Genomic DNA, 24,321 nt, shown 5'->3' with positions numbered 1-24,321 from the left:
GGCGGCTCGGGTCAGACGCGAGCCGCCCCCGTTTCGGCCCTGAGGTGCGGCCTAGCCCTTCGAGAGGGCGGCGTAGCGGAACTTGAACGACGGGTCGAGCGTCTTGTCGGTGCCGTTCACGTTCTTGCCGACCACGGCGACCTGCGAACCCTGGAGCAGGGGCAGGGTGGACAGGTCGGCGCCCACCTTCGCCTGGATCTCCTCGATCAGCTTGGTGCGGGCGGCCTTGTCGGTGGTGCCGAGCTGCTGGGTGATCAGCGACTGCACCTCGGGGTTGTCGTAGTGGTTCGCGAGGAAGTTGTCCTTGCTGAAGAACGGCGACAGGTAGTTGTCCGCGTCGGAGTAGTCCGGGAACCAGCCGAGCTGGTAGGCCGGGTACAGGTCCTTCACGCGGTCCTTGGAGTACTGGACCCACTCGGTCGACTGCAGGTTGACCTTGAACAGGCCGCCGTTCTCGAGCTGCTCCTTCACGAGCGCGTACTCGTCACCGGAGGACGGGCCGTAGTGGTCCGGGTTGTACTGCAGGTTGAGCGCGACCGGGGTGGTCACGCCTGCGGCCTGCAGCGCAGCCTTCGCCTTGTCGAGGCTCGGGCCGCCGTTGCCGTCGCCGTAGAGGTCCTTCAGCACCGTGGTGGCGCCGGTCAGGCCCTGCGGGACGTACGAGTACGCCGGGGTGTAGGTGTCCTTGTAGACCTGCTTGGCGATGGTGGCGCGGTCGACGAGGTCGGCAGCGGCCTGGCGCACGGCGAGGGCCTTCTTGGCGTCGGCCTGCGGCGTGGTGGCGCCGTAGGGCTGCGTGTTGAAGTTCCAGACGATGTAGCGGAGCTCACCACCCGGTCCCTTGACGACCTTGACATTCTTGTTCGTGCCGAGGCTCTCGACGTCGGTCGCCGAGAGGCTGCGGAACGCGACGTCGATCGCGCCCTTCTGGATGTCGAGCTTCAGGTTCGACGACTCCGCGTAGTACTTGACGTTGACCTTGTCCGTGGCCGGCTTGCCGAGGAGGCCCTGGTAGTTCGGGTTCGCCTTGTACGCGATCAGGTTGTTGAAGTCGTAGCTCGTGATGTCGTACTGACCGGCGAACGCGTGACCCTTGACGATGGTGTTGTCCGGGGTGACCTTGTCGGCCGAGAAGACCTGGTGGTCGACGATCGGGCCGGCCGGGCTGGAGAGCACCTGCGCGAAGGTCTGGTCGTTCGGGACCTTGAGCTTGAAGACCGCGGTCGTCTTGTCCGGCGTGCTGACGCTGTCCAGGTTGCCGAGCAGCGACGCGGGACCGTTGGGGTCGTTGATCTTGAGCTGGCGGTCGAAGGTGAACTTGACGTCCTCGGAGGTCAGCGGGTGACCGTTCGCGAACTTCAGGTTCGGCTTCAGCTTGACCGTGTACTCCGTCGGCGACGTGAACGTCGCGCTCGTGGCGATGTCCGGCTTGACGTCCGGGCTGCCGTACGGCGAGTTCAGCAGGAACGGGTACACCTGGTTCATCACGGCGAAGGAGCCGTTGTCGTACGAGCCGGCCGGGTCGATCGACGTGATCTTGTCGGTCGTGCCGATGGTCAGCGTGCCGCCGCCGCTGCTGGAGCCGTTATTGGCCCCGGAGCAGCCCGCGAGCACCAGCGCCGCGGCCGCGAATGCGGCCGACACGGCGAGCAGGCGCCGTCCGCCGATTGTTACGGATCTCATATCCGATTACCTCTTCCTTGGTGGGGTCACCGATCGGCGGAGCGCACACGGGTGCCACATCGCCGAATCGTGTAGCCACAGTCCTAGCACGAATGCCGCGCCCGATGCGCATGTTGCCGCGGATCGCGGCGCAATCTTTACATCGGCGCAACAATTCCGCGCGCATTTGCGCACAGTGCTATGGATTCCGTCGCCGGGCTGTGGCGATGATCTATTGTGCCGCGCTATTCGCCGCGCAGCCGCATCCGCTCATGATCGATCGACGCCAGCGCCACCTGGAGCGAGCGCCGCAGCTCCGCGTTCTGGGGGTCGGTGCGTGCCAGCCGGGAGGTCAGCTCGGCCTTCTCGCGCAGCAGATCGCGGTCGATCAGGCCGTCCAGGATGGAGCGGGCGTAGCGGCCCACATCGGTCCCGGTCTGCGGCAGGGCGCCGACGGCGAGGGCGTTCACGGTCGGCGCGTACGCCTGCGGAACCTCGGCGAGGATCCGATCCACCCAGCCGGGGTCGGCGATGGACGGGAGCTGGATGGCGATGGCGTCGCGCACGACCGCGTGGGTCGGGTTCACGAAGGGCACCTGCACGACGCGGGCGGCGCGCTCGGCGCCGACCTCGCCGGGGAACTGGAGCAGCACCATGAGGCTCTCGCGCTCGGTGCGCTGCGTCGGGTCGCTGGGGTCGAGCTCGCGGATCGGCGCCGGCGCGTCGGGGGTCGGCTGCTGGTACTGCTCCGGCGCGCGCTCGCGTCCGCCGCCCTGCTGTCCGCCGCCCTGCCTGGACCCGTCGTCGCCGCGACCGCTGCGCTGCGCCGACCGGACCGCCCGCAGGGCGTCCTGCAGGTCGGCGCCGGAGAGCCGCGCGAGCTCGCGCGTGTAGCCGTTCTGCGAGGCGGGGTCGCGGATGGTCGCCACGATCGGCGCTCCGGCACGCAGGGCGGCCGTGCGGCCCTCCACCGTGTCGAGGTCGAACCGGTCGACCACCTGGCGGATCATGAACTCGAACATCGGCTTGCGGGCGTCGATCATCCGGCGCACGGCCTCGTCGCCGCCCGAGATCCGCAGGTCGCACGGGTCGAGCCCGTCCGGGCCGACGGCCACGTAGGTCTGAGCCGAGAAGCGCTGCTCCTCGCCGAACGCCCTGGCGGCCGCCTTCTGGCCCGCCGCGTCCGGGTCGAACGTGAAGATCACCGAGCCGGTGCTGCTGTCGTCCCCCATGATCCGGCGGATGACCTTGATGTGGTCGACGCCGAACGCCGTGCCGCAGGTGGCGACGGCGGTCGTGATGCCCGCGAGATGGCAGGCCATCACGTCGGTATAGCCCTCCACGACCACGACCTGGTCGTTGCGGGAGATGTCCCGCTTGGCGAGGTCGAGGCCGTAGAGCACCTGCGCCTTCTTGTAGACCGCCGTCTCCGGGGTGTTCAGGTACTTCGGACCGTTGTCATCCTCCAGCAGGCGGCGGGCGCCGAAGCCGATCGTCTGGCCGGTCACGTCGCGGATCGGCCACACCAGGCGGCCGCGGAACCGGTCGTAGACACCCCGGTCGCGCTGGGACACGAGACCGGAGGCCAGCAGCTCGTCCGGGCTGAAGCCCTTGCCGCGCAGGTGCTTGGTCAGCTCGTCCCAGCTCTTCGGGGCGAAGCCGACGCCGAAGTGGGAGGCGGCCGCTGCGTCGAAGCCGCGCTCACCCAGGAACCGGCGGCCGGGGTCGGCGTCCGGCGCGGCCAGGCGCTCGCGGAAGAACTCCTCCGCCGCGTTGTTCGCGGCCAGGAGCCTGGCGCGGTTGCCGCTCGACTCGCTCGGGCCTCCCCCGCCCTCCTCGTAGTGGAGCTGGTAGCCGATCCGGCCCGCCAGCCGCTCGACCGCCTCCGTGAACGAGACGTGGTCGAGCTTCACCAGGAACGCGTAGACGTCGCCGCCCTCGCCGCAGCCGAAGCAGTGGTAGCGGCCGACGCCGGGCCGGACGTTGAAGCTCGGGCTCTTCTCGTCGTGGAACGGGCACAGGCCCTTGAGCGAGCCGACGCCGCCCGGCTTCAGGCTGACGTAGTCGCCGATGATGTCGGCGATGTTGGTACGGGCCTTGACCTCTTCGATGTCGCTCTGTCGTATCCGGCCCGCCATAGGACGAGTCTAGTGAGCGGGGCCGACCTTCAGTCGCGCGGAGGGCGCCTGCGCCGGGTGTTCTGGGCGATCTCGATGATCGCGCAGAAGACCTCGATGGTCACCCGCAGCAGCAGCACGCTCAGGATGGCGGCCACGAGCGTCACCAGGACGCCCAGCAGGAACACGAACGCGCCGCCGCCCGGCGACCTGGTCGCGATCGCGATGCCGAGGCTGTTGGCGAAGCCCACCACGATCCCGAGGCCGATCAGCACGAGCCCGACGACGTAGACGGGACCGGCGAGCTTGCGCGTCACGTAGCTGGTGAAGGTGAAGTCGAACAGCGACGAGAAGAACCGCGAGTCGTCGAGGCGGTCGGCGAGGTCGTTCATGGTGCGACCGGGCCGCGGGGCGTGCGGGCCGGCGGCGGGAGGCGGCGGGGCGTCCTCGCCGACGGGGGCGCCGTTCGCGTGCGCGGCGTTCGCGTGCGCGGCGGCGGGTACAGCCGTGGCCTCCGCTGAGGCGTCCGCCGTTGTGTCTTCGGAGACCGCTCCGACCGGCACCGGCTCTCCGGCAGGCGACGCGGGCAGCGTCTCGGTCTCGATCTCGGCCTCGGCCTCGGCCGACTCGGTGCTCGCCGCCGCCGGGCTCAGGATCTCCGTCTCGGTGGTCTGGGAGCGGTAGAAGTCGTCCGCGGTCGGGAGGACCGCTGTCGCGGCCTCCGTCTCGTGCGGCTCGGCGGCGTCCACGACGACGGGCTCCGCCGGCGAGGTGGAGGTGTCGGGCGCCGAGGCCGCCTTGCTGCGCGACGCGGCCGGGCGACGGCGCGGCTTCGCGGGAGTCGTGGCCTCCACGGTGTCCTCCGTGGCGGCCTTGCCGAGCATGGCGTCCAGGATCTCCGGGGCCTCGCCGTTCGGCGAGATGGGCTCCGTCTTCTGGACGCGCTTGCGCGGGGCCGGCGTGCGCTTCGCAGCCGCGGGCCGCGTGGCGGGCGCCGCCTGATCGGGGGCGGGCGCGTGCTCCGCCGCCGCGCCGGGCTCGGCCTCCGTGGGCCGGTCACCGTCCGCCGGTGGCTGTGGGCTGCTCATCGTCTCTCCTCCGTCGCCGTCCCTCAAGCATTCTGCACCTGGGCTGTCTATTCAAGCCCAGGCCCGGCGCGCCGGATCAGTGCTGCACGAGACGCTCGAACCAGCTCAGCGCCGACTGGTCGGTCAGGCTCGCGACCTGGTCGACCACCACGCGCTTGCGCGCGGCGTCGCTGCCGGCGAGTCGCCAGTCCTCCTGGAAGCCCGGGTCGAGCTCCTCCGGCCCGCGCGAGAGCAACACGTCGGCCAGCGCCATCAGCACCTGCCGCTGCTGCGCGTAGATCGGCTGGCGGGTGTTGCGCGACATCACGAAGGTGGCGACGATCCCCTTCAGCACGGCGATCTCCGCCCGGATGGCGTCGGGCACCACGACGTCGGCGCCGAACCGGCGCAGCTCCACGCCGCCCGCGCGGTGCTTCGTCTCGTGGACCGCGGCGTGCGCGAACCGGCCGATGAGCTGGCTGGTGAGGTTCTTCAGGTGTGCCTGCGCCCGCCGGGAGCCGTCCCAGCGGTCGAGCCAGATGTCGAGGGTGTCGAGCCGGTCGAACGCCGCGATCAGCTCGTCGTGGCTGAATTCGCCGCCCACCCACTCGTACATCGACCGGACCAGGTCGTCGTGGTCGACCCGGCTGCCGAGCGCCGCCACGTCGATGTAGCCGTTGACCACGGCGTCCTCGAAGTCGTGGACGGAGTAGGCGATGTCGTCGGAGAGGTCCATCACCTGGGCCTCGATGCAGCGTGTGCGCTCGGGGGCATCGGCGCGCATCCACTCGAACACGCCGTGGTCGTCGGCGTAGAAGCCGAACTTGGCGCGCCCGCTCGGGTCGGCGACCGAGCTGGTCTCCGGCCACGGGTACTTGCAGCTCGCGTCGAGGCTGGCGCGGGTCAGGTTGAGCCCGTACGGGCGGCCGTCGCGGCCGAACACCTTCGGCTCCAGGCGCGTGAGCAGCCGCAGCGTCTGGGCGTTGCCCTCGAAGCCGCCGATGTCCTCCGCCCAGGCGTTGAGCGCGCGCTCGCCGTTGTGGCCGAACGGCGGGTGGCCGATGTCGTGCGCCAGGCACGCGGTGTCCACGATGTCGGGGTCGAGCCCGAGGCTCGCCGCGAGCTCGCGGCCGACCTGGGCGACCTCCAGGGAGTGCGTCAGCCGGTTGCGCGCGAAGTCGAGGCCGGCCGTCGGGCTGAGCACCTGGGTCTTCGCGGCGAGCCGGCGGAGCGCGCTGGAGTGCAGCAGGCGCGCCCGGTCGCGGGCGAAGTCGCTGCGGCGGCTCGAGTGCTGCTCGGGGAGCCAGCGCTCCCGGTCCCGCTCGGTATAGCCGTTGGCCGGGGCGCTGTCGACGGTCGCCGTCACGCTATCCGCCACTGTTGTGCACCTCCGCCTCGGCGACCTCCGCGCGGGCGCTGCCCGCCAGCTCACGGCTGTCGAGCCAGCCCTCCGGGAGGGCGGGACGCTTGGGCGAGCCGGCGCGGCCGCGCTGGCCCTCCGCGGCTTCGCCCGGGTACTCCTGGCTCCAGTCGAGCGTCGCCAGCAGGTCGTCCAAGTGCGCGAGCGTGTCGACCGTCGCGAGGCTCGCGCGCAGGTCGCCGCCGACCGGGTAGCCCTTGAAGTACCAGGCGACGTGCTTGCGGATGTCGCGGCAGCCGCGCTCCTCGCTCTCGAAGAACTCGACCAGCAGCTCGGCGTGCCGGCGGAACGTCGCCGCCACCTGGCCGAGCGTCGGGTGGGCCTGCGCGAGCGCGGCCTCCTCCGCGGTGATCTCGCCGGCGCGGGCGCGGAACGCCGCCGCCAGGTCGCCGAACAGCCACGGCCTGCCGAGGCAGCCGCGGCCGACCACGACGCCGTCGCAGCCGGTCTCGTCCACCATGCGGAGCGCGTCGGCCGCCGACCAGATGTCGCCGTTGCCGAGCACCGGCGTGCCGGTGATGGCCTCCTTGAGCTTCGCGATGGCGGACCAGTCGGCGTGGCCGGAGTAGAACTCGGCCGCCGTGCGGGCGTGCAGCGCGATCGAGGCGACGCCCGCGCCCTCCGCGGCCTTGCCGGCCTCCAGGTAGGTGAGGTGGTCGCCGTCGATGCCCTTGCGCATCTTGACGGTGAGCGGGATGTCGCCCGCTGCCGCGACCGCACCCTCCACGATCTCGCGGAAGTGGTTCAGCTTCCACGGCAGCGCGGCGCCGCCGCCCTTGCGGGTGACCTTGGGCACCGGGCAGCCGAAGTTGAGGTCGATGTGGTCGGCGCGGTCCTCCGCGACGAGCATCGTGACGGCCTCGCGGACGGTCGTGGGGTCGACGCCGTAGAGCTGGATGCTGCGCGGCGTCTCCGACTCGTGGTGCGTGATGAGGCGCAGCGACTCGGGGGTGCGCTCGACAAGGGCCCGGGACGTGATCATCTCGCTCACGTAGAGCCCGGCGCCGAACTCGCGGCAGAGCCGGCGGAAGGCGGTGTTCGTGATCCCCGCCATGGGCGCGAGGACGACCGGCACGTCAAGCGCGAGCGGGCCGATTGACAGCGCGGGGCTCGTCTCCGTGCGGGGAGCTAGGGTGGCGGTAGTAGACATCTGCATCGATTCTCCCAGAAAGCGTGCTGATACATGGCCGAGAGCCCCGAAGCTGTGGAAAACGGCGGCGGACGCCGACGTGTGGAGGACGATGCCCGTGCCCGCGGCATCCCCGTGCGGATCATCGAGCGGCCCGCCGCCCGCAGCCTGGAGGAGGCCGCGTCACTGCTCGGCATCCAGCCGGGCGACATCGTCAAGACGCTCGTGGTCAAGCGCAGCGACGACACGTTCGTGTTCGCGCTCGTGCCGGGCGGGCGCAAGATCTCGTGGCCCAAGCTGCGCGCGGTTCTGCACGTCAACAAGCTGCAGCTCCCCGACGCGTCGGTGGCGTTCGCCGCGACCGGCTACGAGCGCGGGACCATCACGCCGTTCGGCAGCACGACCGCGTGGCCGGTCGTGGCCGACACGACCGTCGCGGGCCGTACCGTCTCGATGGGCGCCGGCGAGCACGGCTACTCGCTGTTCGTGGACGCCGACGCGCTGCTGGCCGGCTTCGCCGCCACCCTCGCCGACATAACCGACCCCGAGTAGCCCCCGCCCGCCCATCGAGGGGACGCAACACGCCGCTCCCCACGAACGCCAACGGCGTGTTGCGTCCCCTCGATTCAGAGCGCCCTGTGGATAACCGCTCCAGCGTCGACGCGGGCTGGCACCCTGTCGTGATGGGCCATCCAGAACCGCTTCCACCGATCCTCCGATCCCCCGCCTTCTCCACGTCGGCGGCCAGGGCGGCCGGCGTTTCGAGGCCCCGGCTGCGCCGTTCCGACCTGGCGGCGCCCTTCCACGGTGTGCGGATGCGGAACGCGGATGTCGATGGAGGGCTCCGATCGCGGTGCATCGCCTACCGCGCTGGGATGACCCGCGCCTCCTGCTTCAGCCATGCGACCGCGGCGATGATCTACGGGATGTCGTTGCCACAACACGTCGTCCAGTCCGAGGTGCTCCACGTCTCGGCGCTCGAGGGAGGAAGGGCGCCGCGCGGACGCGGCGTGGTGGGTCACAAGTCTCGTTTGACGCCCGACCAGCTCCGGCTCGTCGAAGGTCTGCGGGTGCCGCAGGCGGAGGAGGTGTTCTGCCAGTTGGCAGCGTCGCTCACACCGGACGAGCTGGTCGTGGCCGGCGATTCATGCCTCCGCCGGAAGCGCCCGCTCTCCACGCTCTCGGAACTCCACGAAGCGGTCCGCGCCGCTGTCGGGCGTCCCGGTGCGCGAACGCTTCGCGCGGTCGTGCCGCAGCTACGCGCGGACACCGACTCGGCGATGGAGACGGTGATCCGCCTGCACATCGTCCGGGCCGGGCTCCAGGAGCCCGTCGTCAATCGCCCTATCCGCGTGGCGTCGGGCATCGAGCTGCACGGCGATCTCGTCTATCCCGAAGCGAAGGTGGTGATCGAGTACGACGGCGACCACCACCGGACGGATCCGGCGCAGTACTTCTCGGACGTCAATCGTCTGTGGGCGCTGGAGAACGCCGGCTGGCGCGTCGTGCGGATCAACCGTTCGCACCTTCACGGGGGTGCGAGTGTTGCGGTGGCGCGTATCCGTGCCGCTCTTGAATTGAGGGGACGCAACACGCCGTTCTGACGCTGACGCGACGGCGTGTTGCGTCCCCTCGATCGCTACTTCCCCGCCTGGACGGCGCAGGCGTCGCCGTCGCAGGCGGCGGCCGCCGGGTCGCCGAGGAGGGCGATCGTCGGGCGCGGCGCGGGCGCCGGCGCGTCGGGCGCGCCGCTCACGCGCCGGCCTCCGCCGGCGCCGCGGCGGCCGCCGCGCGCTCGGACCAGACCTGCTCCAGCACCTGCGCGAACGTCGCGGCGTCCTGCGCGCCCGACACGCCGTACTTCCCCTCGATGACGAAGAACGGGACGCCGTTGATGCCGTACTCGGCCGCCGTGCGCTGATCCTCGCGCACCGCCTCCAGGTACTCGCCCGACTCCATCGCCGCGAGCGCGTCCTCCCGGGACAGCCCGACCGAGGCCGCGAGGTCGGCGAGCGATTCGGCGCGGCCGACGTGGCCGCCCTCGATGAAGTAGGCCTGGAAGAGCCGCTCCGCCAGCTCGAGCTGCTTGCCCTGCGCCTTGGCGAAGTGCAGCAGTTCGTGGGCCTTCACGGTGTTGGTGTGCTGGAGGGCGTCGAAGTCGTAGTCGAGGCCGACCGAGGAGGCGATCCCGGTGACGCGCTCGAGCATCTGGTGCACCTGCTCGGCATCGATGCCCTTATGACCGGCGAGGAAGTCCACCTCGCTGCCGTCGAAGTCCACCGGGGTGTCCGGCGACAGCTCGAAGGAGTGGTACTCGACCTCCACCGCGCGGCCCTCGCCCGCTGAAGCGAATGTCGCGATGCCGTTTTCCGACTTGACCTTTCCGATGTAGCACCACGGGCACGCGATGTCGGACCAGATGTCGATCTTGATGGGTTCGCTCACGTCAAGGGACAACGATGTGCAGCGCTGCAGTTATTCCGCGGCTACAGCGCCACGTCGTCCGGCGTGTCCACCGCTCCCCCGAACCGCCGGTTGCGCCGCGCGAAGATCTCGACGGCGTTCCACAGGTCGGTGCGCGAGAAGTCCGGCCAGAGCGTGTCGAGGAACACCATCTCCGCGTACGCGCTCTGCCAGAGCAGGAAGTTGCTGGTCCGCTGCTCCCCGGAGCTCCGCACGAACAGGTCGACATCCGGCATGTCCGGCAGGTAGAGGTGCCGCTGGATGGTCTTCTCCCCCACCGCGGACGGCTTCAGCCGCCCGGCGGCGACCTCCTCGGCGATCGTCCGCACGGCGTCCGCGATCTCGGTGCGGCCGCCGTAGTTGACGCACATCGTGAGGGTCAGGACGTCGTTGCCCGCCGTCAGGCGCTCGGCGTACTGCAGCTCCTTGATGACGGACGACCACAGCCGCGGCGTCCGGCCCGCCCAGCGCACCCGCACCCCCCACTCGTTGAGCTGGTCGCGCCTGCGGTGCAGCACCTCCCGGTTGAAGCCCATCAGGAAGCGGACCTCGTCGGGCGAGCGCTTCCAGTTCTCGGTGGAGAACGCGTAGACGCTGAGGTGCTTGACGCCCACCTGGATGGCCCCGGCCACCACGTCCAGCAGGGAGGCCTCCCCGGCCCGGTGCCCTTCGATGCGGGTGAGGCCCTGTCGGTTCGCCCAGCGGCCGTTGCCGTCCATCACGATCGCGACGTGCTCCGGCACCGCCTTCGCCGGGAAGGCGGGCGGGTAGAGGCCCGTCCAGTCGACCGGCCGGTAGGCGACCGCGTCCTTGTGCGTGTAGGGCTTGGGCGTCATCCACTCGCCTTCTGATCGTGCTGGACGTGCTGCAGGGAGCGCAGGCCGCGCTCCAGATGCCATTGCGTGTACGCGGCGACGAGGCCGTTCGCCCGGGAGCGGGTCGTGTCGTCGGACGCGTCGGCCAGCTTCCAGTCGCCGGTGAGGAGCGCGCCGAGCAGCGCGATGGTCGCTGCGTCGATCCGCGGGGCGCCCTGCGGCGCGCAGTCGTCGCACACCACACCCCCGAGCTGCACCACGACGTGCTCGTGCGGCCCGGGCGCTCCGCAGCGCGAGCAGTCGAGGAAGCTCGGCGCCCAGCCCGCGAGCGACAGTGCGCGCAACAGGTAGGAGTCGAGGGTGAGCTGCGGGCCGTGCTCGTGCCGCGACAGCGAGCGGAGGGCGCCGACGAGCAGGAGGTACTGCTGCAGGGACGCCTCGGCCTCGGTCAGCCGGTCGGCGGCCTCCACCATCGCGTTGGCGGCGGTGTAGCTGGCGTAGTCGTCCGCGATCAGCGCGCCGTACGAGCCGATCGTCTCGGCCTGGGTCACCACGTCGAGGGTGCGCCCCTCGTAGAGCTGCACGTCGGCGACCATGAACGGCTCCAGCCGCGACCCGAACTTGGAGGCCGTGCGCCGCACGCCCTTCGCCACCGCGCGAATCTTGCCGTGCTGCCGGCTGAGCATGGTGACGATGCGGTCGGCCTCACCCAGCTTGTGGGTGCGCAGCACGACGACTTCATCACGGTAGACAGGCACGACTCCAGTATCCCGCGTGATACAAGTGACTGGTGACATCCGCGACCTTCACGATCCCCCTCTGGGGCGACCTGGTCGCCGTCGGCGTCGGCAGCCTCCAGGGCGCCATGTTCGCCTCCGGGTTCCGCGACCGCCGGCTCGACCTGCTCGGCATTGCGATCATCGGCGTGGCGACGGGGCTGGGCGGCGGCCTGCTGCGCGACATCCTCCTCAACGTCACGCCGGTGGCCCTCCAGTCGAACTGGTACCTGCCGGCCACGGTCGTCGCGGCCCTGCTCGGGATGCTGCTGGTGCGGCTGTTCCGGAGGCTGGACCCGATCATCACCTTCCTCGACGCGCTCACGATCGGGCTGTTCGGCGCGATCGGTGCGACCAAGGCGCTCGCGCTCGGGCTGCCGGAGGTGCCTGCCGTGTTCGTCGGCGTGGTCTCGGCGGTCGGCGGGTCCATCCTGCGCGACGTGCTGCTCAACCTCCCCATCGCGCTGATGCACGTCGGCTCGCTCTACGCGGTCGCCGCCGGCGCAGGCACCATCGTGCTCGTGGTGCTGGTCGACCTGAAGGTGCCGTTCACCGTCGCGGTGCTGGTCTGCGTGATCGTGACGCTGATCATCCGCCTGCTCGCCGTCCGCTTCGGCTGGAGCCTGCCCGAGCAGCGCGAGCTCGGCCGGCTCCGCGCGCCCAGCTGGATGGCGTTCGGCTTCGGACGCCGCCCGAGCGTCGAACGGACGAACGAGCGGACCGACACGGGAGCCATCCCGCGCTACCGCATCGAGGACAGGCCCGGCGACAACGGATGAGATCTGCGCGCGTGATCCCCTGAAAAGCAGTTAACGGAGGAGATCCCGGTCGGGTGGACCGGGATCTCCTCCGTTGTTGCGTGGGTCAGGCTCCGACGAGCTCGGCCTTCTCGGCGGTGTGGCCGGCGGACGCCCGCACGGCCCGGTTCACGGCCGACACCACAGCCTTGAACGACGCAGTCGTAGTGTCCCCGTCAATCCCGACGCCCCACAACCGCACCCCATCCACGTCCACCTCAACGTAGGCGGCCGCCTGCGCCGACTCACTCGCCGACAGCGTGTGCTGCGAGTAGTCGTACAGATGCACATTGATCCCGCGCGAGTTCAGGATGTCGAAGAACGCCGCGATCGGCCCGTTGCCCTCGCCTGTCGCCTTCGCCACCGTGTCACCGTCGCGCAGCGCCACCGTGAGGGTGACGTGCTCACCGGTCTCGTTCGTCGTGCTCGTGCTGCCCAGCTCGAACCGTCCCCACTTGGCGTCGGGATGCGCGACCGGGGCCGGCAGGTACTCGTCCTGGAAGATGTCCCAGATCTGGGCGCTGGTGACCTCGCCGCCCTCGGCGTCGGTCTTGGCCTGCACGACGCCGGAGAACTCGATCTGCAGCTTGCGCGGCAGGTCGAGCGCGTGGTCCGTCTTCAGCAGATACGCGACGCCGCCCTTGCCGGACTGCGAGTTCACCCGGATGACCGCCTCGTAGCTGCGGCCCAGGTCCTTCGGGTCGACCGGCAGGTACGGGACGGCCCAGACCAGGTCGTCCACGGTCACGCCTTCGCGCTCGGCCCGCGCGGCCATCGCCTCGAAGCCCTTCTTGATCGCGTCCTGGTGCGAGCCGCTGAACGCGGTGAAGACCAGGTCGCCGCCCCACGGGCTGCGCTCGCCGACCGGCAGCTGGTTGCAGTGCTCGACGGTGCGCTTGATCTGGTCGATGTCGCTGAAGTCGATCTGCGGGTCGATACCCTGCGTGAACAGGTTGACGCCCAGCGTCACCAGGTCGACGTTGCCGGTGCGCTCGCCGTTGCCGAACAGGCAGCCCTCGATGCGGTCGGCGCCGGCCATGTAGCCCAGCTCGGCGGCGGCCACGGCGGTGCCGCGGTCGTTGTGCGGGTGCAGCGACAGGATGACGTTCTCGCGGTGGTTGAGGTGGCGCGACATCCACTCGATCGAGTCGGCGTAGACGTTCGGCGTCGCCATCTCGACGGTCGCGGGCAGGTTGACGATGACCTTGCGGTCCGGCGTCGGCTCGAAGACCTCCAGCACCTGGTTGCAGATGTCGACCGCGAACTCCAGCTCGGTGCCGGTGTACGACTCCGGCGAGTACTCGTAGTAGATCTCGGTGCCGGGGACCAGCGACTCGTACTGGCGGCACAGCCGCGCTCCGGCCAGGGCGATGTCGACGATGCCCTGCTGGTCGGTGCGGAAGACGACGTCGCGCTGCAGGATGCTCGTGGAGTTGTAGAGGTGCACGATCGCCTGCTTGGCGCCGACCAGCGACTCGTAGGTGCGCTTGATGAGGTGCTCGCGCGACTGCGTCAGCACCTGGATGGTGACGTCATCGGGGATCGCGCCCTCTTCGATGAGGCTGCGGACGAAGTCGAAGTCCGTCTGGCTGGCCGACGGGAAGCCTACCTCGATCTCCTTGTAGCCCAGCCGCACCAGCAGGTCGAACATGATGCGCTTGCGCTCGGGGCTCATCGGGTCGATGAGGGCCTGGTTGCCGTCGCGCAGGTCGACGGCGCACCAGCGCGGCGCCTGGGTGATGCGCTTCGACGGCCAGGTGCGGTCAGGCAGTTCGACGGTGATCTGCTCGTGGAAGGGCCGGTACTTGTGGATCGGCATGGCGCTCGGCGCCTGCGTGTTCTTCATGGTCTGTCATCTCCTCGCGGTGTGGTGTGGAGAGCCAACGACGAACTCCGCGACGAGGGAGGCCCGGAACTAGGACTCGTCGCGGCAGCTAAGAAGGAGCAGACCGTACACAGAAACAACGGTACCACGGCGCCCGATCAGCCGCGTCCCACCGCCAGCGCGGCAGCCTGCCGCATGGACAGATCCGGCAGGTAGGCGCGCACCAGGCCGACGCCGATCGCCGGGAGGGCGACCGGATCGGGGTAGGCCATGATGAGCGGGTGCAGCTCCGGCTGGAACTTCTGCTTGAACTTGAGCAGTGAGCGGAAGCCGTAGACCGGCTCCAGCGACGTGCTGAGGTAGCCGAGCACCCGGTCCATCCCGCTCTTCTCCTCGTCGGGCGTGCCGGCGGTGTGGGCGAGCGGGGCGGCGGAGAGGCTCATGAACTCGACGCCGTCCTCCTTCATCCGGGTGGCGGCCTCCGCGATCAGGAACTCCATCACACCGTTGATGCTGCCGGGGCGGCGGCGCATGAAGTCCAGCGTCCAGCCCACGACGTGCCCGTCGCGGTAGCTCGGCAGCCAGGAGGTCACGCCCTCGATGCGCCCGGACTCGTCGACCGCGAGCATCAGCCGCACGGCCGGGTCGCGCAGCTCGTCCAAGCCGCCGAGCGTGAAGCCCATCTCGGGCAGGTCCTTCTCCGCCACCCACTGCTCGGAGATGTCCGAGAGCTGCACCGCGGCGCTCAGCGGAAGCGCGCCGAACGTCGTCCACTCCGAGCGGATGCCTGCGCGCTGGGCGCGGTTGATGGAGCTGCGGACGTCCTGCCACTTCTTGCCGGTGGTCGCCCACTGCTGCGGCCGGATGACCGTCTCCTCCGCGACCGTCATCGTCGACCAGCCCATCCCGTCGAAGATCGGCTGGTATTCGGCGTCCACGCTGTAGAAGGTCGGAATCCAGCCGCTGTCGTCGCAGAACCGCGCGAAGCGTTCGATGACGCCGTCGTGCACGGCCTCGTCCGCGCCGAACGGCGCGCCGGTCGTGAGCGCGACGCGCCCGACGACGCGGTACGCCACGGCGCCTCCCGTCGCGGAGTCGAACCAGTAGCTGTTGCCCGGCCAGGTCGCCATGAACGAGATGGCGTCGCCGCCGCCGCGCTCCAGCAGCGTGCGGACGCGCCCGGCGTCGCCGGTCGAGCGCCGCCACGCGCCGCGGCCGACCATGAACGGGACGGCGGCGAGGATGACGACCAGCCAGAACACGGTGCCGATGTTGTGGTAGACCACGGTCGCCAGCGGCGTCGTCGGCAGGTACTGCAGCGGCTCGCGGCGCAGGAAGCTCACCGGGATGAACCGCTCCAGCACGTCGTTGAGGAGGTCGGTGATGTCGATCGGCCGGGTGAAGCCGGTGTCCTTCTGCAGCCAGCCGACCAGCACGTACAGCCCGATCAGGCCGAGGCCGGTCAGGGCGACGGTGAGCACGTAGCGGCGCACCGACCGGGCGGTCGCGAGCACCGTGAAGTGCCGGCGGTAGGAGACGAGGAGGATCGCCATCGTCACGGGCACGAGCGCCGACAGCGCCAGGATGAAGGTGACCTCCCAGTACCGCGGAGACACCGTCGGGCGCGGGTCGGCGAACGGGAGGATGCCGAAGTAGAGCCCGGAGAGAACGGCGAGCAGCGCGTTGACCGACACGGCCATCCAGACCGCGAAGCGGCGACCGCGCAGGAGGCCGTACGCGGCGACCAGCAGCGCGAGCAGCGGGAGCACCGAGATCAGGACGGGCCCGATGCCGTTGATCCGCTCCAGGGTGAGGTCGTGCACGCAGTCGCGCGTGACGGCGAACGCCTGACAGCGCTCCAGAACGCTGCCGGTGGTCGGCACGTCGTTGGAGAACAGCAGGCCGATCGGCGACAGCATCCCGTACCGCGACTGGGTCAGCAGACCGATGACGGGACCGAGCGCGCTGATGGTCACGGCGGACGCGAGCAGCACCCTGACCTCGTGATGGGACGAGCGGCGCCAGCCGAGGAGGCGCTCGTGCGGCCGCAGCAGCACGCCGAGGCCGAAGCCGGCGAGCACCGCGAGCAGCCGGTACAGGTCGGACGGGTCGCCCGAGTACAGCAGGTACATGATCGCGATGAGCATCGTGATGACGCGGATGCGGCGGCGCCAGAACGCGCCGGCGAACGCGCTCGCGGTCATGATCGTGCCGGCGATGCCGGTCAACACATCGAGGATGACGAGGTGGTGGACGTTGCGCGACCACATCTCGCCCGTCTGCGAGCCGAGGAGCTGGAGGCCGACGCCCGCGAGGATCCCCGCGGCGGAGGTCGCGAAGAAGGCGAGTGCCGTGCGCCACGCGCCCATCATCCGCTCGGAGACGCCGACGAGCAGCACCGTGAGCACGAGCACCACGATCAGCTCGGCGAGGTTGTTCGTGAACAGCACCGCGGTGATCGGCGCCCACCAGTGGCCGTCGATGAGCTGGTCGGGGCCGACGCCGAGCCACACGCGCAGCGGGCGGTGCGGACCGTGGATCGGGCCGGTGACCAGCGCGAGCACGAGGATCAGTGCGGTCAGGCCGGTGGTGAAGGGGTGCGTCGCGATCAGCCGGCCGAGGCGCCCCATCGCGCCGGCGAACCCGCCGGCCCGCGCGGGAGGCTCCGGCGGGCGCGCGGGAGGCTCCTGCGTGCGCACAGCCGCGTCCTCCGGCACGCCGTTCGCCGGCGCACCGCCACCCGCGGTCACGGAATCGGTCACGGAGCCAGCCCCATGTGAGCGGCGACCGCGGGGAAGCCGTTCGTCAGCGTGTAGCGCACCGTGTTCCAATCGTGTGCCGTCCCGGGCGAGATCAGGAGGTCGCTGCGAATCCCGGCGGAGACGGCGTCCGAGTGCAGCGTCTTCGCGAAAGCAGTGTACTTGGCGTCGTTCTGACCCGCGCCGAAGACCATCAGCGTGTTCGCGTATGGGGCGTGCGCCTTCATCGTAGGCCCGAGCTGGGCGTCCTCGAAGGCGGTGTGGGAGCCCGCGAAGCCGGTCGCGATCGTGAGGGTCTCGTTGCCGAGTGTCGGGCCGAGCTCGCTGGAGGAGGACAGCGACGAGCCGAACAGGTCCGGGCGGCTCACGGCGAACTGGGCGGCGCAGGTGGCGCCCTGCGAGTAGCCGAACACGCCCCACGCCGCCGGGTCGCTGCTCACCCGCAGGTGCGAGGTGATCCAGGAGCGCACATCCTTGAGCAGGTACGTCGCCGAGTCGCCGAAGGCGCGGGAGTCGATGCACATCGGGTTGCGGCCGGGGCCGCCGAGCTGGTCGGGCGCCACGACGATCGGCGCGTAGCCGTTGTGCTTGGCCGCGTAGGCGTCGAGGTAGGCGCCGATCCGGCCGGCTGTGAACATGTCGGCGGGAGCCCCGGGCTGACCGGAGAGGGCGTAGAGCACCGGGAGCGCGGGCGGGTTCGGGCCGAGGGCGACCGGCGGCAGGTAGACGACGGCCTCCCGCGCAGGGAAGTTCGACAGCGTCGCCGGGATCTTGACCTTGCCGATCTCGCCCTTCACCGGCGGGTCCGCCTGGGTGGTGGACGCCGACCACGCGGTGCCCTTGATGACCTCGCCGCGCTCGTGGTGCAGGTTCAGCGCCTTGTACGGCACCACGCCGATGGCGTCGTTGAGGTTGCGGTAGGCGCCGAAGTCGACGTTCACGCCCGCGAAGGCGGCGATCACGAACACCGGGATGCTGACGCCCGCGATCACCTTGCGCCACCATCGCGACCGGAAAAAGTTGGCGATCGCCAGGCTGATGCCGGCGAACCCGATGGCCACCCACATCGTCGTCACCGGGGTGAGCCCGACGCCGAAGAGGTTGTAGACGTCGTCCGTCAACCACACCAGGAACCAGCCGATCAGCGCACCGCCGACGGCCGCGATCGCCCCGGCGAGCACGCGCTTCCACGTCGGACGCACGAGCAGGTACACCGCCAGCACGGCGGCGACGACGTCGATCGCGATGAGGAACGGCGCTTTGTCGATCCTCAGGGTCATGAGCCAGTTCAGGGTGGGTCCTCTCGAAAGTGCAGGAGGCGCTCCGGCACGGATGGTGGGCACGACACCGGTGCGCCAGTCCCCCAGTATCGGACACCCAGCCTGCGGATAGCTGAGGCTTGATGAGCGTCCAGGAAACCTGGAGGCTCCCTACTCGACCGCGAGGGCCTCGACCGGGGCGACGCGGGTCGCCCGGCGGGTCGGGGCCACCGAGGCGCCGACGGCGAGCACCGCCGCTGCCGCGACGATCAGGCCGATGAACGGCCAGGGGATCGCCGGCGGGACGAGGCCGCCGCCCGGGAGCTGGCCCAGCAGCGTCTGCGCGCCGATCCAGCCGTACAGCGTACCGAGCAGCAGCCCGGAGAGCACGGCGGCGACGGTCAGCTGCGCGCTCTCGGCGAGGATCATCCGGCGCACCTGCGCGGCGCTCAGCCCGAGCGCCCGGAGCAGGCCGAGCTCCCGCCGGCGCTGCAGCACGCTCAGCGACAGGCTGTTGACGACGCCGACGGCCGCGATCACCGCGGAGAAGCCGACCAGCCCGCTGAACACCAGCATGGTGACCGTGAGCACACTCTCAGCGCCCTGGTAGAGCTCGGGGTCCTTCGCGGCCGCGCTGCGGATGATCGTGAGCCAGGTCTGCGTCGCGACGACGAACATCGTGATCAGCGTGACGCCGATGACGAGGCCGATCGCGGTGCGGGAGCTGCGCTCCGGGTTCCGCACGGCGTTGGCCGCCGCGAGCCTCCCGGCCGCGCCGGCGCCGAAGAGCAGGCCGACGCCGCGCAGCACGGCGGGGAGGAAGAGCGGAGCGGCGACGATGACGCCCGTGAAGGAGAGCAGCCCGCCGAGCATCGCGATCAGCACCCCATAGTGGCCGAACGCGACGAGCCCGGAGTTCCCCGACTTCGCGAACGCGCCCAGGCCGAGCAGGAGGCCGAAGCCGAGCAGCGCTGCCCCGGGCAGGATGAGCAGCGCCGCGGCGACGACACGGCCTCTGCTGCGCACGGCGGCGGACGGACGCTCCTGTGCCGCGCCCAGCGCCTCCACGGGCGCGACGGTCAGCACGCGCCGGCTGCCGATCCACGACGCCGCCCAGGTGGTGAGCACCACGACGACCGGAGGCGCGATCAGCGACGGCGTGACGACCGGGTACAGCACGTTCGGGAGGACGGCCCACAGGATGAGGACGCGCACCGCGACGAGCGCGAGCACCACGGCGACGACGCCGCCGGTGAGCGCGCCGATCACGCCGACGGCGAGGCCCTCCCCCGCCACCGAGCGGCGCTGCGCCTTCGAGCTCGAGCCAAGCAGGCGCATCAGCGCGATGGTGCGGGTGCGCCCGGCGATGACGGTCGCGAACGTGTTCGTGGTGACGATGGCGCCGACGAACACGGCGATCACGAAGAAGATGCCGGCGACCAGCGCGACCGCGAACCGGGCGGAGCCGTGCGCGCCCATCGGCGACGCCCCGATGTACGCACCGAGGACGTTGGTGCAGGCCAGCAGCGCGACGCCGAAGGCGGAGCCGAGCGCCGAGACGAGGACGCTGGCGCGGTGGTCGCGCGCGTTCGCCCGGAAGGCGCGGATCACGCGCGCGCCTCCGTGCTCCGGGTCTCGCGTCGCTGGGTCTTCAGGCCGTGGGCCTCCATGCCGAGCATGAACGCGGAGATCTCCTCCGCCGTCGAGCTCTCCCGCTCGGCGACCACCCGGCCGTCGGCGAGGAACACGATCCGGTCGGCGTAGCTCGCCGCGACCGGGTCGTGCGTGACCATCGCGATGCTCTGGCCGTAGCTGCGGGACGCCTCCTGCAGCACGCCGAGCACCTCCCGGCCGGTGCGCGAGTCGAGGTTGCCCGTCGGCTCGTCCGCGAACACCAGGTCGGGGCGGGTGGCGAGCGCGCGCACGATCGCGACGCGCTGCTGCTGGCCGCCGGAGAGCTCGTGCGGGCGGTGGGTGAGCCGGTCCGTCAGGCCCAGAAGGTCGATCAGGCCGTCGATCCACTCCCGCTGCACGAGCGTCGGCCGATGGCCGTCGATCTCGAACGGCAGCAGGATGTTGGCCCGCACGTCGAGCGTCGGGACGAGGTTGAACGATTGGAAGACGAAGCCGACCCTGCGGCGGCGCAGCACGGTCAGCTCGCCGTCGCCCATCCCGCTGATCTCGGTGTCGCCGAGGAAGACGCGCCCGCCGGTGACCGTGTCCAGCCCGGCCATCACATGCATGAGCGTCGACTTGCCGGAGCCGCTCGGCCCCATGATCGCGGTGAACCGGCCGGCCGGGATGCCGACGGTCACGTCGTCGAGGGCGATGACCCGGTTGGCGCCGGAGCCGTAGGTCTTCGTCGCGCCGTCGACGCGAGCCACCATGATGTCGGGGTTGTCCATACCCTCAGGCTAGGAAGCCGGACGCCCCAGCGGATCGGGCCCGGGGTCCACTGGGGATCAGTCCAGAGGATGATCTGCGGGTGAAATCCGCGCAGTCATTCCGCGCGCTCGGGCGCTCCCCCGGTCAGCCCGTGCTCGAACGCGTAGACGACCATCTGCACGCGGTCGCGCAGCCCGAGCTTGGCCAGGATGCGGCTGATGTGCGTCTTGACCGTCGCCTCGCTGAGGAACTCCGACCCGGCGATCTCCGAGTTGCTGAGGCCGCGCGACGCGAGCACGAAGATCTCCCGCTCGCGGCTGGTGAGCGTGGCGAACGCCGGCGGCGCCTGCTTGGCCCGCTGGGTGTCGGAGAAGTACTCGAACAGCTCGCGGGTCGCCCCCGCCGCGATGACCGCGCTTCCGGCATGGACGGTGCGGATGGCGGCCAGCAGGAACTCCGGCTCGGCGTCCTTCAGCACGAAGCCGCTGGCGCCGCTGCGGATCGCGCGTGCCGCCGCCTCGTCCAGGTCGAAGGTGGTCAGCACGATGATGCGGGCCGGCGCCCGGCCCTCCTGCTCCGCCTCCTCCATGATCCGGGCGGTGGCGGCGATGCCGTCCATGACCGGCATCCGGATGTCCATGAGCACGACATCGGGCCGCTTCTCGCGCACCAGCGCCACGCCCTCCCGGCCGTCCGCCGCCTCGCCGACGAACTCCAGGTCGGCCTGCGAGCCGATCAGCATGCGGATGCCCGCGCGGAAGAGCGACTGGTCGTCGACGAGGGCGACCGTAATCGGGGCGGCAGCGTTCGCCCCGTTCATGCGCGCACTCCCGAGACCACCGGCAGGAACGCTGTGACCACGAAGCCGTCGTCGGCCGGCCCCGCGGACAGCGAGCCGCCCGCCAGGGACGCGCGCTCCCGCATCCCGGGCAGGCCGTGCCCGATCCGCGGGAGGCCGACGGTGGCCAGAGGTTCCGGTGTCGGTGTCTTCATGCTGTTCCTCACGGTGATGACGATGCCCGGTCCTGCGTCGGCGCCGCCCGCCTGGGCGAGCACGACGGAGACCGGGCGGGTGGTGTCCCCGTGCCGGAGGGCGTTGGTCAGCGCCTCCTGCACGATGCGGTACGCAGCGATCTGCTGCGCGGAGCCGAGCCCGTCGAGCTCCCCGCGGCGCTCCATGGTGACCGGGAGCCCGGCCGCACGCACCTGCTCGACCGTCTGGTCGACGTCGGCGAGCGACGGCTGCGGGCCCTCCGGCTGGCTCTGCCGCAGCTCGGCCAGCAGCACCCGCACGTCGACCAGCGCCGAGCGCGCGGTTGCGGCGATGGTCTCCAGCGCGGTGTCCACGGCGTCGGGGTCGGCGTGCCGGGCGTAGCGGGCGCCGTCTGCCTGCGCGATGACGACGGCGAGAGAGTGCGCGACCACGTCGTGCATGTCGCGCGCGATACGGGTGCGCTCCTGCTCGACCACCACGACCTCCTCGGCGCGGTTACGGTCGAGCTCCGCCGCGATCTGGGCGTGCCGGGACGCGCGGGCGTTCCGCCAGGTGCGGACCAGGAGGCCGAGCACCCAGGACAGCCCGAGCACGGTCGCGCTCACGACGAAGAGGAAGGCGAACTGGAGCGCCATCCCGGTGAGCTGGGAGGACAGCAGGTCGAAGTAGCCCTGCGCGAGCGCGGAGGTCAGCGTCAGGTAGAGCGAGGCGACGAGCGCGCCGACCCCGGCCGAGATCAGCCCGGCGTAGCGCACCACCTTGTCGCCGTACAGCGCCGTCGCGTAGAGCACGATCAGTACGGCGATGTCGCTGACCAGGATGTTGTGCCCGGTCGTCATCTGCACCGCGGCCGCGAGCCACGCGATCGCGAGCGAGACCGCCGGCGACATCCGGCGCAGCGCGACGGCGACCGCGAACACGATCAGGACGAGGAACGTCGACCGCCCGCTCGCGTCGGGCACCAGGCTGGAGGTGAGGTCGGTCACCAGGCAGAAGAAGACGTAGGCGACAGCGCCTGCGATGTCGAAGGTGAGCTGCGGCCGGGTCAGCCGCCGCACGAGCCTCGGGCTGTCGCCCTCCTCTGCTGCCGCGGCCTCTGCGCCTCCGCCGGGCGACGCCAGCCAGACCAGCAGCGACGGGACAGGGCCGGAGGTCGCGGTCGCCCGCTGCCGCGCGACGAGGAAGCCGAGCAGCCACGCGCTGACGAAAACGACGGCCAGCAGCAGGCTCATCATCAGCACACCGACGCCCTGGCTCGTGTAGTAGCCGCCGATCACCGGCCCGAACTGCGGGAACTTGAGGTCGCCGCGCACGGTGAAGAGGTAGGCCATCGCCGGCGCCCACAGGATCGCGGAGCCGAACCCGAACCACCGGAGCACCCTCCCCCCGTGCGACGCGATCCCGAACAGCGCGATCGCGAGGGCGACGGCGGAGATCAGCCGGTGCGGCAACGGAAGCGACGACGTCTCGCTCAGCTCGGCCACGACCGCGAGCCAGGCGATCTCCAGCGCCACCACCGGCAGCACCCGGGACAGCGCCACGGCCGCGCAGTACAGCAGCACAGCCAGCGCGCCGGCCAGGTCGAACGGCAGCCCGGTGACCAGCCACACTCCGAACAGCACGACGGCCAGCGCGGGCTCCAGCACCCAACGGTGCGGCGCGAGTGCGCTCAGGACGCGGGTGCGATCTGGCATATCTCTACGTTACGGGGCAGGAGGGCTCGCGCCGGTATCCGCGGGGCGGAATCATCCTGGGGATGTACGCCTGCCGGCCCGTCGACGAAGCTGGTTGCTCGCCGGGCTGCGCGAGTCTCGCACAATGTCAGCGCCATACTCTACACTTCACATGATCGAACAAGCCGTCTGCATCGGGGGAACGACGTAATGGCAACCGCTCAGGACGTGGCAGCGTACATCTTGGAGAAGCGCGGCCTCACGGAGGCGATGAAGCTCCACAAGCTCGTGTACTACGCCAAGGCGTGGTCGCTGGTCTGGGACGACGATCCGCTCTTCGGCGAACGGATCGAAGCGTGGGCCAACGGACCGGTGTGCAGGTCGCTGTATGCGACGTACCGCCGGGAGTACCTGATCGCGAAACCGGTGGCCGGATCGTCGTCGAGCCTGTCTCGCGATCAGAAGATGACGATCGACGCCGTCCTCGATGCGTACAGTGTCAAGTCGGCCATCGAGTTGAGCGAGCTCACCCACCGCGAGTCGCCGTGGAGGGACGCCCGTGCGGGCCTCGCGGACGGCGAGCGAAGCCGGAACGCAATCACGGATCACGCCATCAAGACCTTCTACACCGGCCTCCTCGAGTCGACAGACTCCGAACCCGTCTAGCGGGCAGAGCTGTGCGGGGAACACGGGGCAAGGCCGTGCCTACTGGAGCGGTCACCTCGCCAGGACGCGTACCACGCAAGCTCGCGAGCCGTGGCAGCAACCGCCGTGCTGAACGCTGGATGGACGCGCGACCCGCGTGGGGATTCCAAGTGCTGGACCACGAGGCCACCGGTGCCTGGACCTGGGACATCGATCGCGCCGACATGATGGAGATCATGGGCTTCCTCTCCGAGATGGAGAAGCGGACGTGGTCGGAGATCCGACGCGACATGGCGGGCGGCAATCGCCGCCGTGGAGAGAAGCACAAGTTCATCCCTCTGGCGAGCCTCTGCAAGGAGGCTCGGACCCGGCTCGCGGAGATCGAACTCGACGACCAGGACCAGCTCTTTCGGTTCCGGCTCGGTAACCTCAAGCGGTTATGGGGCGTGATCCTCCCTGACGACCACATGTTCTATCTGCTCTGGTGGGACTCACAGCACAGAGTCTGCCCGTCAGCGGACAGCTAGCCGACGCT

General features: G+C 70.5%; 20 protein-coding genes. 5 read left to right on the top strand and 15 right to left on the bottom strand.

Annotation, left to right across the window (positions count from 1 at the left end; all coding sequences use genetic code 11):
• Positions 1-51 precede the first annotated feature (51 nt).
• The 5 genes from ACFRFH_RS10955 to dusB all read right to left on the bottom strand — a co-directional run bounded on the left by ACFRFH_RS10955 (position 52) and on the right by dusB (position 7,416).
• Positions 52-1,683 carry an ABC transporter substrate-binding protein gene (locus ACFRFH_RS10955; RefSeq protein WP_382463039.1) on the bottom strand — a complete coding sequence of 544 codons (1,632 nt, stop codon included), beginning with the start codon at positions 1,681-1,683 and terminating at the stop codon, positions 52-54.
• A gap of 224 nt (positions 1,684-1,907) precedes the next feature.
• Complete coding sequence (gene dnaG / locus ACFRFH_RS10950) at positions 1,908-3,800, bottom strand: DNA primase (protein WP_382463038.1); 1,893 nt, start codon at positions 3,798-3,800, stop codon at positions 1,908-1,910.
• Between the two features lie 29 nt (positions 3,801-3,829).
• The gene (locus tag ACFRFH_RS10945) at positions 3,830-4,867 is read right to left on the bottom strand and encodes a DUF4282 domain-containing protein (protein WP_382463037.1); all 1,038 of its coding nucleotides are present in this window, start codon (positions 4,865-4,867) and stop codon (positions 3,830-3,832) included.
• A 76-nt stretch (positions 4,868-4,943) separates the two neighbouring features.
• Positions 4,944-6,224: a deoxyguanosinetriphosphate triphosphohydrolase gene (locus tag ACFRFH_RS10940; RefSeq protein WP_382463036.1), complete on the bottom strand. Its 1,281-nt coding sequence runs from the start codon at positions 6,222-6,224 to the stop codon at positions 4,944-4,946.
• Complete coding sequence (gene dusB, locus ACFRFH_RS10935) at positions 6,214-7,416, bottom strand: tRNA dihydrouridine synthase DusB (protein ID WP_382463035.1); 1,203 nt, start codon at positions 7,414-7,416, stop codon at positions 6,214-6,216. The genes ACFRFH_RS10940 and dusB overlap by 11 nt, the downstream gene beginning before the upstream one ends.
• 33 nt (positions 7,417-7,449) lie before the next feature.
• Here dusB and ACFRFH_RS10930 point away from each other — a divergent pair, with 33 nt between their 5' ends.
• Positions 7,450-7,947 carry an aminoacyl-tRNA deacylase gene (locus tag ACFRFH_RS10930; RefSeq protein WP_382463034.1) on the top strand — a complete coding sequence of 166 codons (498 nt, stop codon included), beginning with the start codon at positions 7,450-7,452 and terminating at the stop codon, positions 7,945-7,947.
• Positions 7,948-8,270: 323 nt separating this feature from the next.
• Positions 8,271-8,999 (top strand): endonuclease domain-containing protein, encoded by a 729-nt coding sequence (locus tag ACFRFH_RS10925; RefSeq protein ID WP_382463033.1) that lies wholly within the window; start codon positions 8,271-8,273, stop codon positions 8,997-8,999.
• Positions 9,000-9,147: 148 nt separating this feature from the next.
• Here ACFRFH_RS10925 and ACFRFH_RS10920 read toward each other — a convergent pair whose 3' ends face one another.
• From ACFRFH_RS10920 to recO, 3 genes are read right to left on the bottom strand one after another with little or no spacing between them, the layout of a single operon-like run.
• Positions 9,148-9,840: a DsbA family protein gene (locus tag ACFRFH_RS10920; RefSeq protein WP_382463032.1), complete on the bottom strand. Its 693-nt coding sequence runs from the start codon at positions 9,838-9,840 to the stop codon at positions 9,148-9,150.
• Between the two features lie 41 nt (positions 9,841-9,881).
• Positions 9,882-10,694, bottom strand: coding sequence for an isoprenyl transferase (locus ACFRFH_RS10915; protein ID WP_382463031.1), 813 nt, complete (start codon positions 10,692-10,694; stop codon positions 9,882-9,884).
• The gene (recO, locus tag ACFRFH_RS10910; RefSeq protein ID WP_382463030.1) at positions 10,691-11,431 is read right to left on the bottom strand and encodes a DNA repair protein RecO; all 741 of its coding nucleotides are present in this window, start codon (positions 11,429-11,431) and stop codon (positions 10,691-10,693) included. Before recO ends, ACFRFH_RS10915 begins: the two co-directional genes overlap by 4 nt.
• Positions 11,432-11,463: 32 nt before the next feature.
• Between recO and ACFRFH_RS10905 the strand changes: the two genes are divergently transcribed.
• Positions 11,464-12,228 (top strand): trimeric intracellular cation channel family protein, encoded by a 765-nt coding sequence (locus ACFRFH_RS10905; protein WP_382463029.1) that lies wholly within the window; start codon positions 11,464-11,466, stop codon positions 12,226-12,228.
• 85 nt (positions 12,229-12,313) lie between these two features.
• On the opposite strand, the gene leuA is transcribed toward ACFRFH_RS10905, so the two are convergent.
• From leuA to ACFRFH_RS10870, 7 genes are all read right to left on the bottom strand, one after another.
• Positions 12,314-14,092: a 2-isopropylmalate synthase gene (leuA, locus tag ACFRFH_RS10900; RefSeq protein WP_382463028.1), complete on the bottom strand. Its 1,779-nt coding sequence runs from the start codon at positions 14,090-14,092 to the stop codon at positions 12,314-12,316.
• Between the two features lie 137 nt (positions 14,093-14,229).
• The gene (locus tag ACFRFH_RS10895) at positions 14,230-16,833 is read right to left on the bottom strand and encodes a bifunctional lysylphosphatidylglycerol flippase/synthetase MprF (protein ID WP_382463027.1); all 2,604 of its coding nucleotides are present in this window, start codon (positions 16,831-16,833) and stop codon (positions 14,230-14,232) included.
• Positions 16,830-18,110, bottom strand: coding sequence for an alpha/beta hydrolase (locus ACFRFH_RS10890; protein ID WP_382463026.1), 1,281 nt, complete (start codon positions 18,108-18,110; stop codon positions 16,830-16,832). Before ACFRFH_RS10890 ends, ACFRFH_RS10895 begins: the two co-directional genes overlap by 4 nt.
• 150 nt (positions 18,111-18,260) lie before the next feature.
• Complete coding sequence (locus ACFRFH_RS10885; protein WP_382463025.1) at positions 18,261-19,700, bottom strand: FtsX-like permease family protein; 1,440 nt, start codon at positions 19,698-19,700, stop codon at positions 18,261-18,263.
• Positions 19,697-20,494: an ABC transporter ATP-binding protein gene (locus tag ACFRFH_RS10880; protein ID WP_382463024.1), complete on the bottom strand. Its 798-nt coding sequence runs from the start codon at positions 20,492-20,494 to the stop codon at positions 19,697-19,699. Before ACFRFH_RS10880 ends, ACFRFH_RS10885 begins: the two co-directional genes overlap by 4 nt.
• Before the next feature lie 95 nt (positions 20,495-20,589).
• Complete coding sequence (locus ACFRFH_RS10875) at positions 20,590-21,294, bottom strand: response regulator (protein ID WP_382463023.1); 705 nt, start codon at positions 21,292-21,294, stop codon at positions 20,590-20,592.
• Positions 21,291-23,162, bottom strand: coding sequence for a sensor histidine kinase (locus ACFRFH_RS10870; RefSeq protein WP_382463022.1), 1,872 nt, complete (start codon positions 23,160-23,162; stop codon positions 21,291-21,293). The genes ACFRFH_RS10875 and ACFRFH_RS10870 overlap by 4 nt, the downstream gene beginning before the upstream one ends.
• A gap of 189 nt (positions 23,163-23,351) precedes the next feature.
• On the opposite strand from ACFRFH_RS10870, the gene ACFRFH_RS10865 reads away from it, so the two are divergent.
• Together ACFRFH_RS10865 and ACFRFH_RS10860 are read left to right on the top strand one after the other, a co-directional pair.
• Positions 23,352-23,807 (top strand): Panacea domain-containing protein, encoded by a 456-nt coding sequence (locus tag ACFRFH_RS10865; protein WP_382463021.1) that lies wholly within the window; start codon positions 23,352-23,354, stop codon positions 23,805-23,807.
• Positions 23,808-23,956: 149 nt separating this feature from the next.
• Complete coding sequence (locus tag ACFRFH_RS10860; RefSeq protein ID WP_382463020.1) at positions 23,957-24,313, top strand: hypothetical protein; 357 nt, start codon at positions 23,957-23,959, stop codon at positions 24,311-24,313.
• Positions 24,314-24,321 lie beyond the last annotated feature (8 nt).

The sequence above is a fragment of the Leifsonia sp. NPDC056824 genome (assembly GCF_042789575.1).
Lineage (GTDB): Bacteria > Actinomycetota > Actinomycetes > Actinomycetales > Microbacteriaceae > Leifsonia.
This window is presented reverse-complemented; position numbering and strand designations above follow the sequence as displayed.

Excerpts from the sequence above, each read along its gene's own strand:
- ACFRFH_RS10955 (WP_382463039.1), bottom strand. The coding sequence starts at position 1,683 with ATGAGATCCGTAACAATCGGCGGACGGCGCCTGCTCGCCGTGTCGGCC.
- dnaG (WP_382463038.1), bottom strand. The coding sequence starts at position 3,800 with ATGGCGGGCCGGATACGACAGAGCGACATCGAAGAGGTCAAGGCCCGT.
- ACFRFH_RS10945 (WP_382463037.1), bottom strand. The coding sequence starts at position 4,867 with ATGAGCAGCCCACAGCCACCGGCGGACGGTGACCGGCCCACGGAGGCC.
- dusB (WP_382463035.1), bottom strand. The coding sequence starts at position 7,416 with ATGTCTACTACCGCCACCCTAGCTCCCCGCACGGAGACGAGCCCCGCG.
- ACFRFH_RS10930 (WP_382463034.1), top strand. The coding sequence starts at position 7,450 with ATGGCCGAGAGCCCCGAAGCTGTGGAAAACGGCGGCGGACGCCGACGT.
- ACFRFH_RS10925 (WP_382463033.1), top strand. The coding sequence starts at position 8,271 with ATGACCCGCGCCTCCTGCTTCAGCCATGCGACCGCGGCGATGATCTAC.
- ACFRFH_RS10915 (WP_382463031.1), bottom strand. The coding sequence starts at position 10,694 with ATGACGCCCAAGCCCTACACGCACAAGGACGCGGTCGCCTACCGGCCG.
- leuA (WP_382463028.1), bottom strand. The coding sequence starts at position 14,092 with ATGAAGAACACGCAGGCGCCGAGCGCCATGCCGATCCACAAGTACCGG.
- ACFRFH_RS10890 (WP_382463026.1), bottom strand. The coding sequence starts at position 18,110 with ATGACCCTGAGGATCGACAAAGCGCCGTTCCTCATCGCGATCGACGTC.
- ACFRFH_RS10880 (WP_382463024.1), bottom strand. The coding sequence starts at position 20,494 with ATGGACAACCCCGACATCATGGTGGCTCGCGTCGACGGCGCGACGAAG.
- ACFRFH_RS10875 (WP_382463023.1), bottom strand. The coding sequence starts at position 21,294 with ATGAACGGGGCGAACGCTGCCGCCCCGATTACGGTCGCCCTCGTCGAC.
- ACFRFH_RS10870 (WP_382463022.1), bottom strand. The coding sequence starts at position 23,162 with ATGCCAGATCGCACCCGCGTCCTGAGCGCACTCGCGCCGCACCGTTGG.
- ACFRFH_RS10865 (WP_382463021.1), top strand. The coding sequence starts at position 23,352 with ATGGCAACCGCTCAGGACGTGGCAGCGTACATCTTGGAGAAGCGCGGC.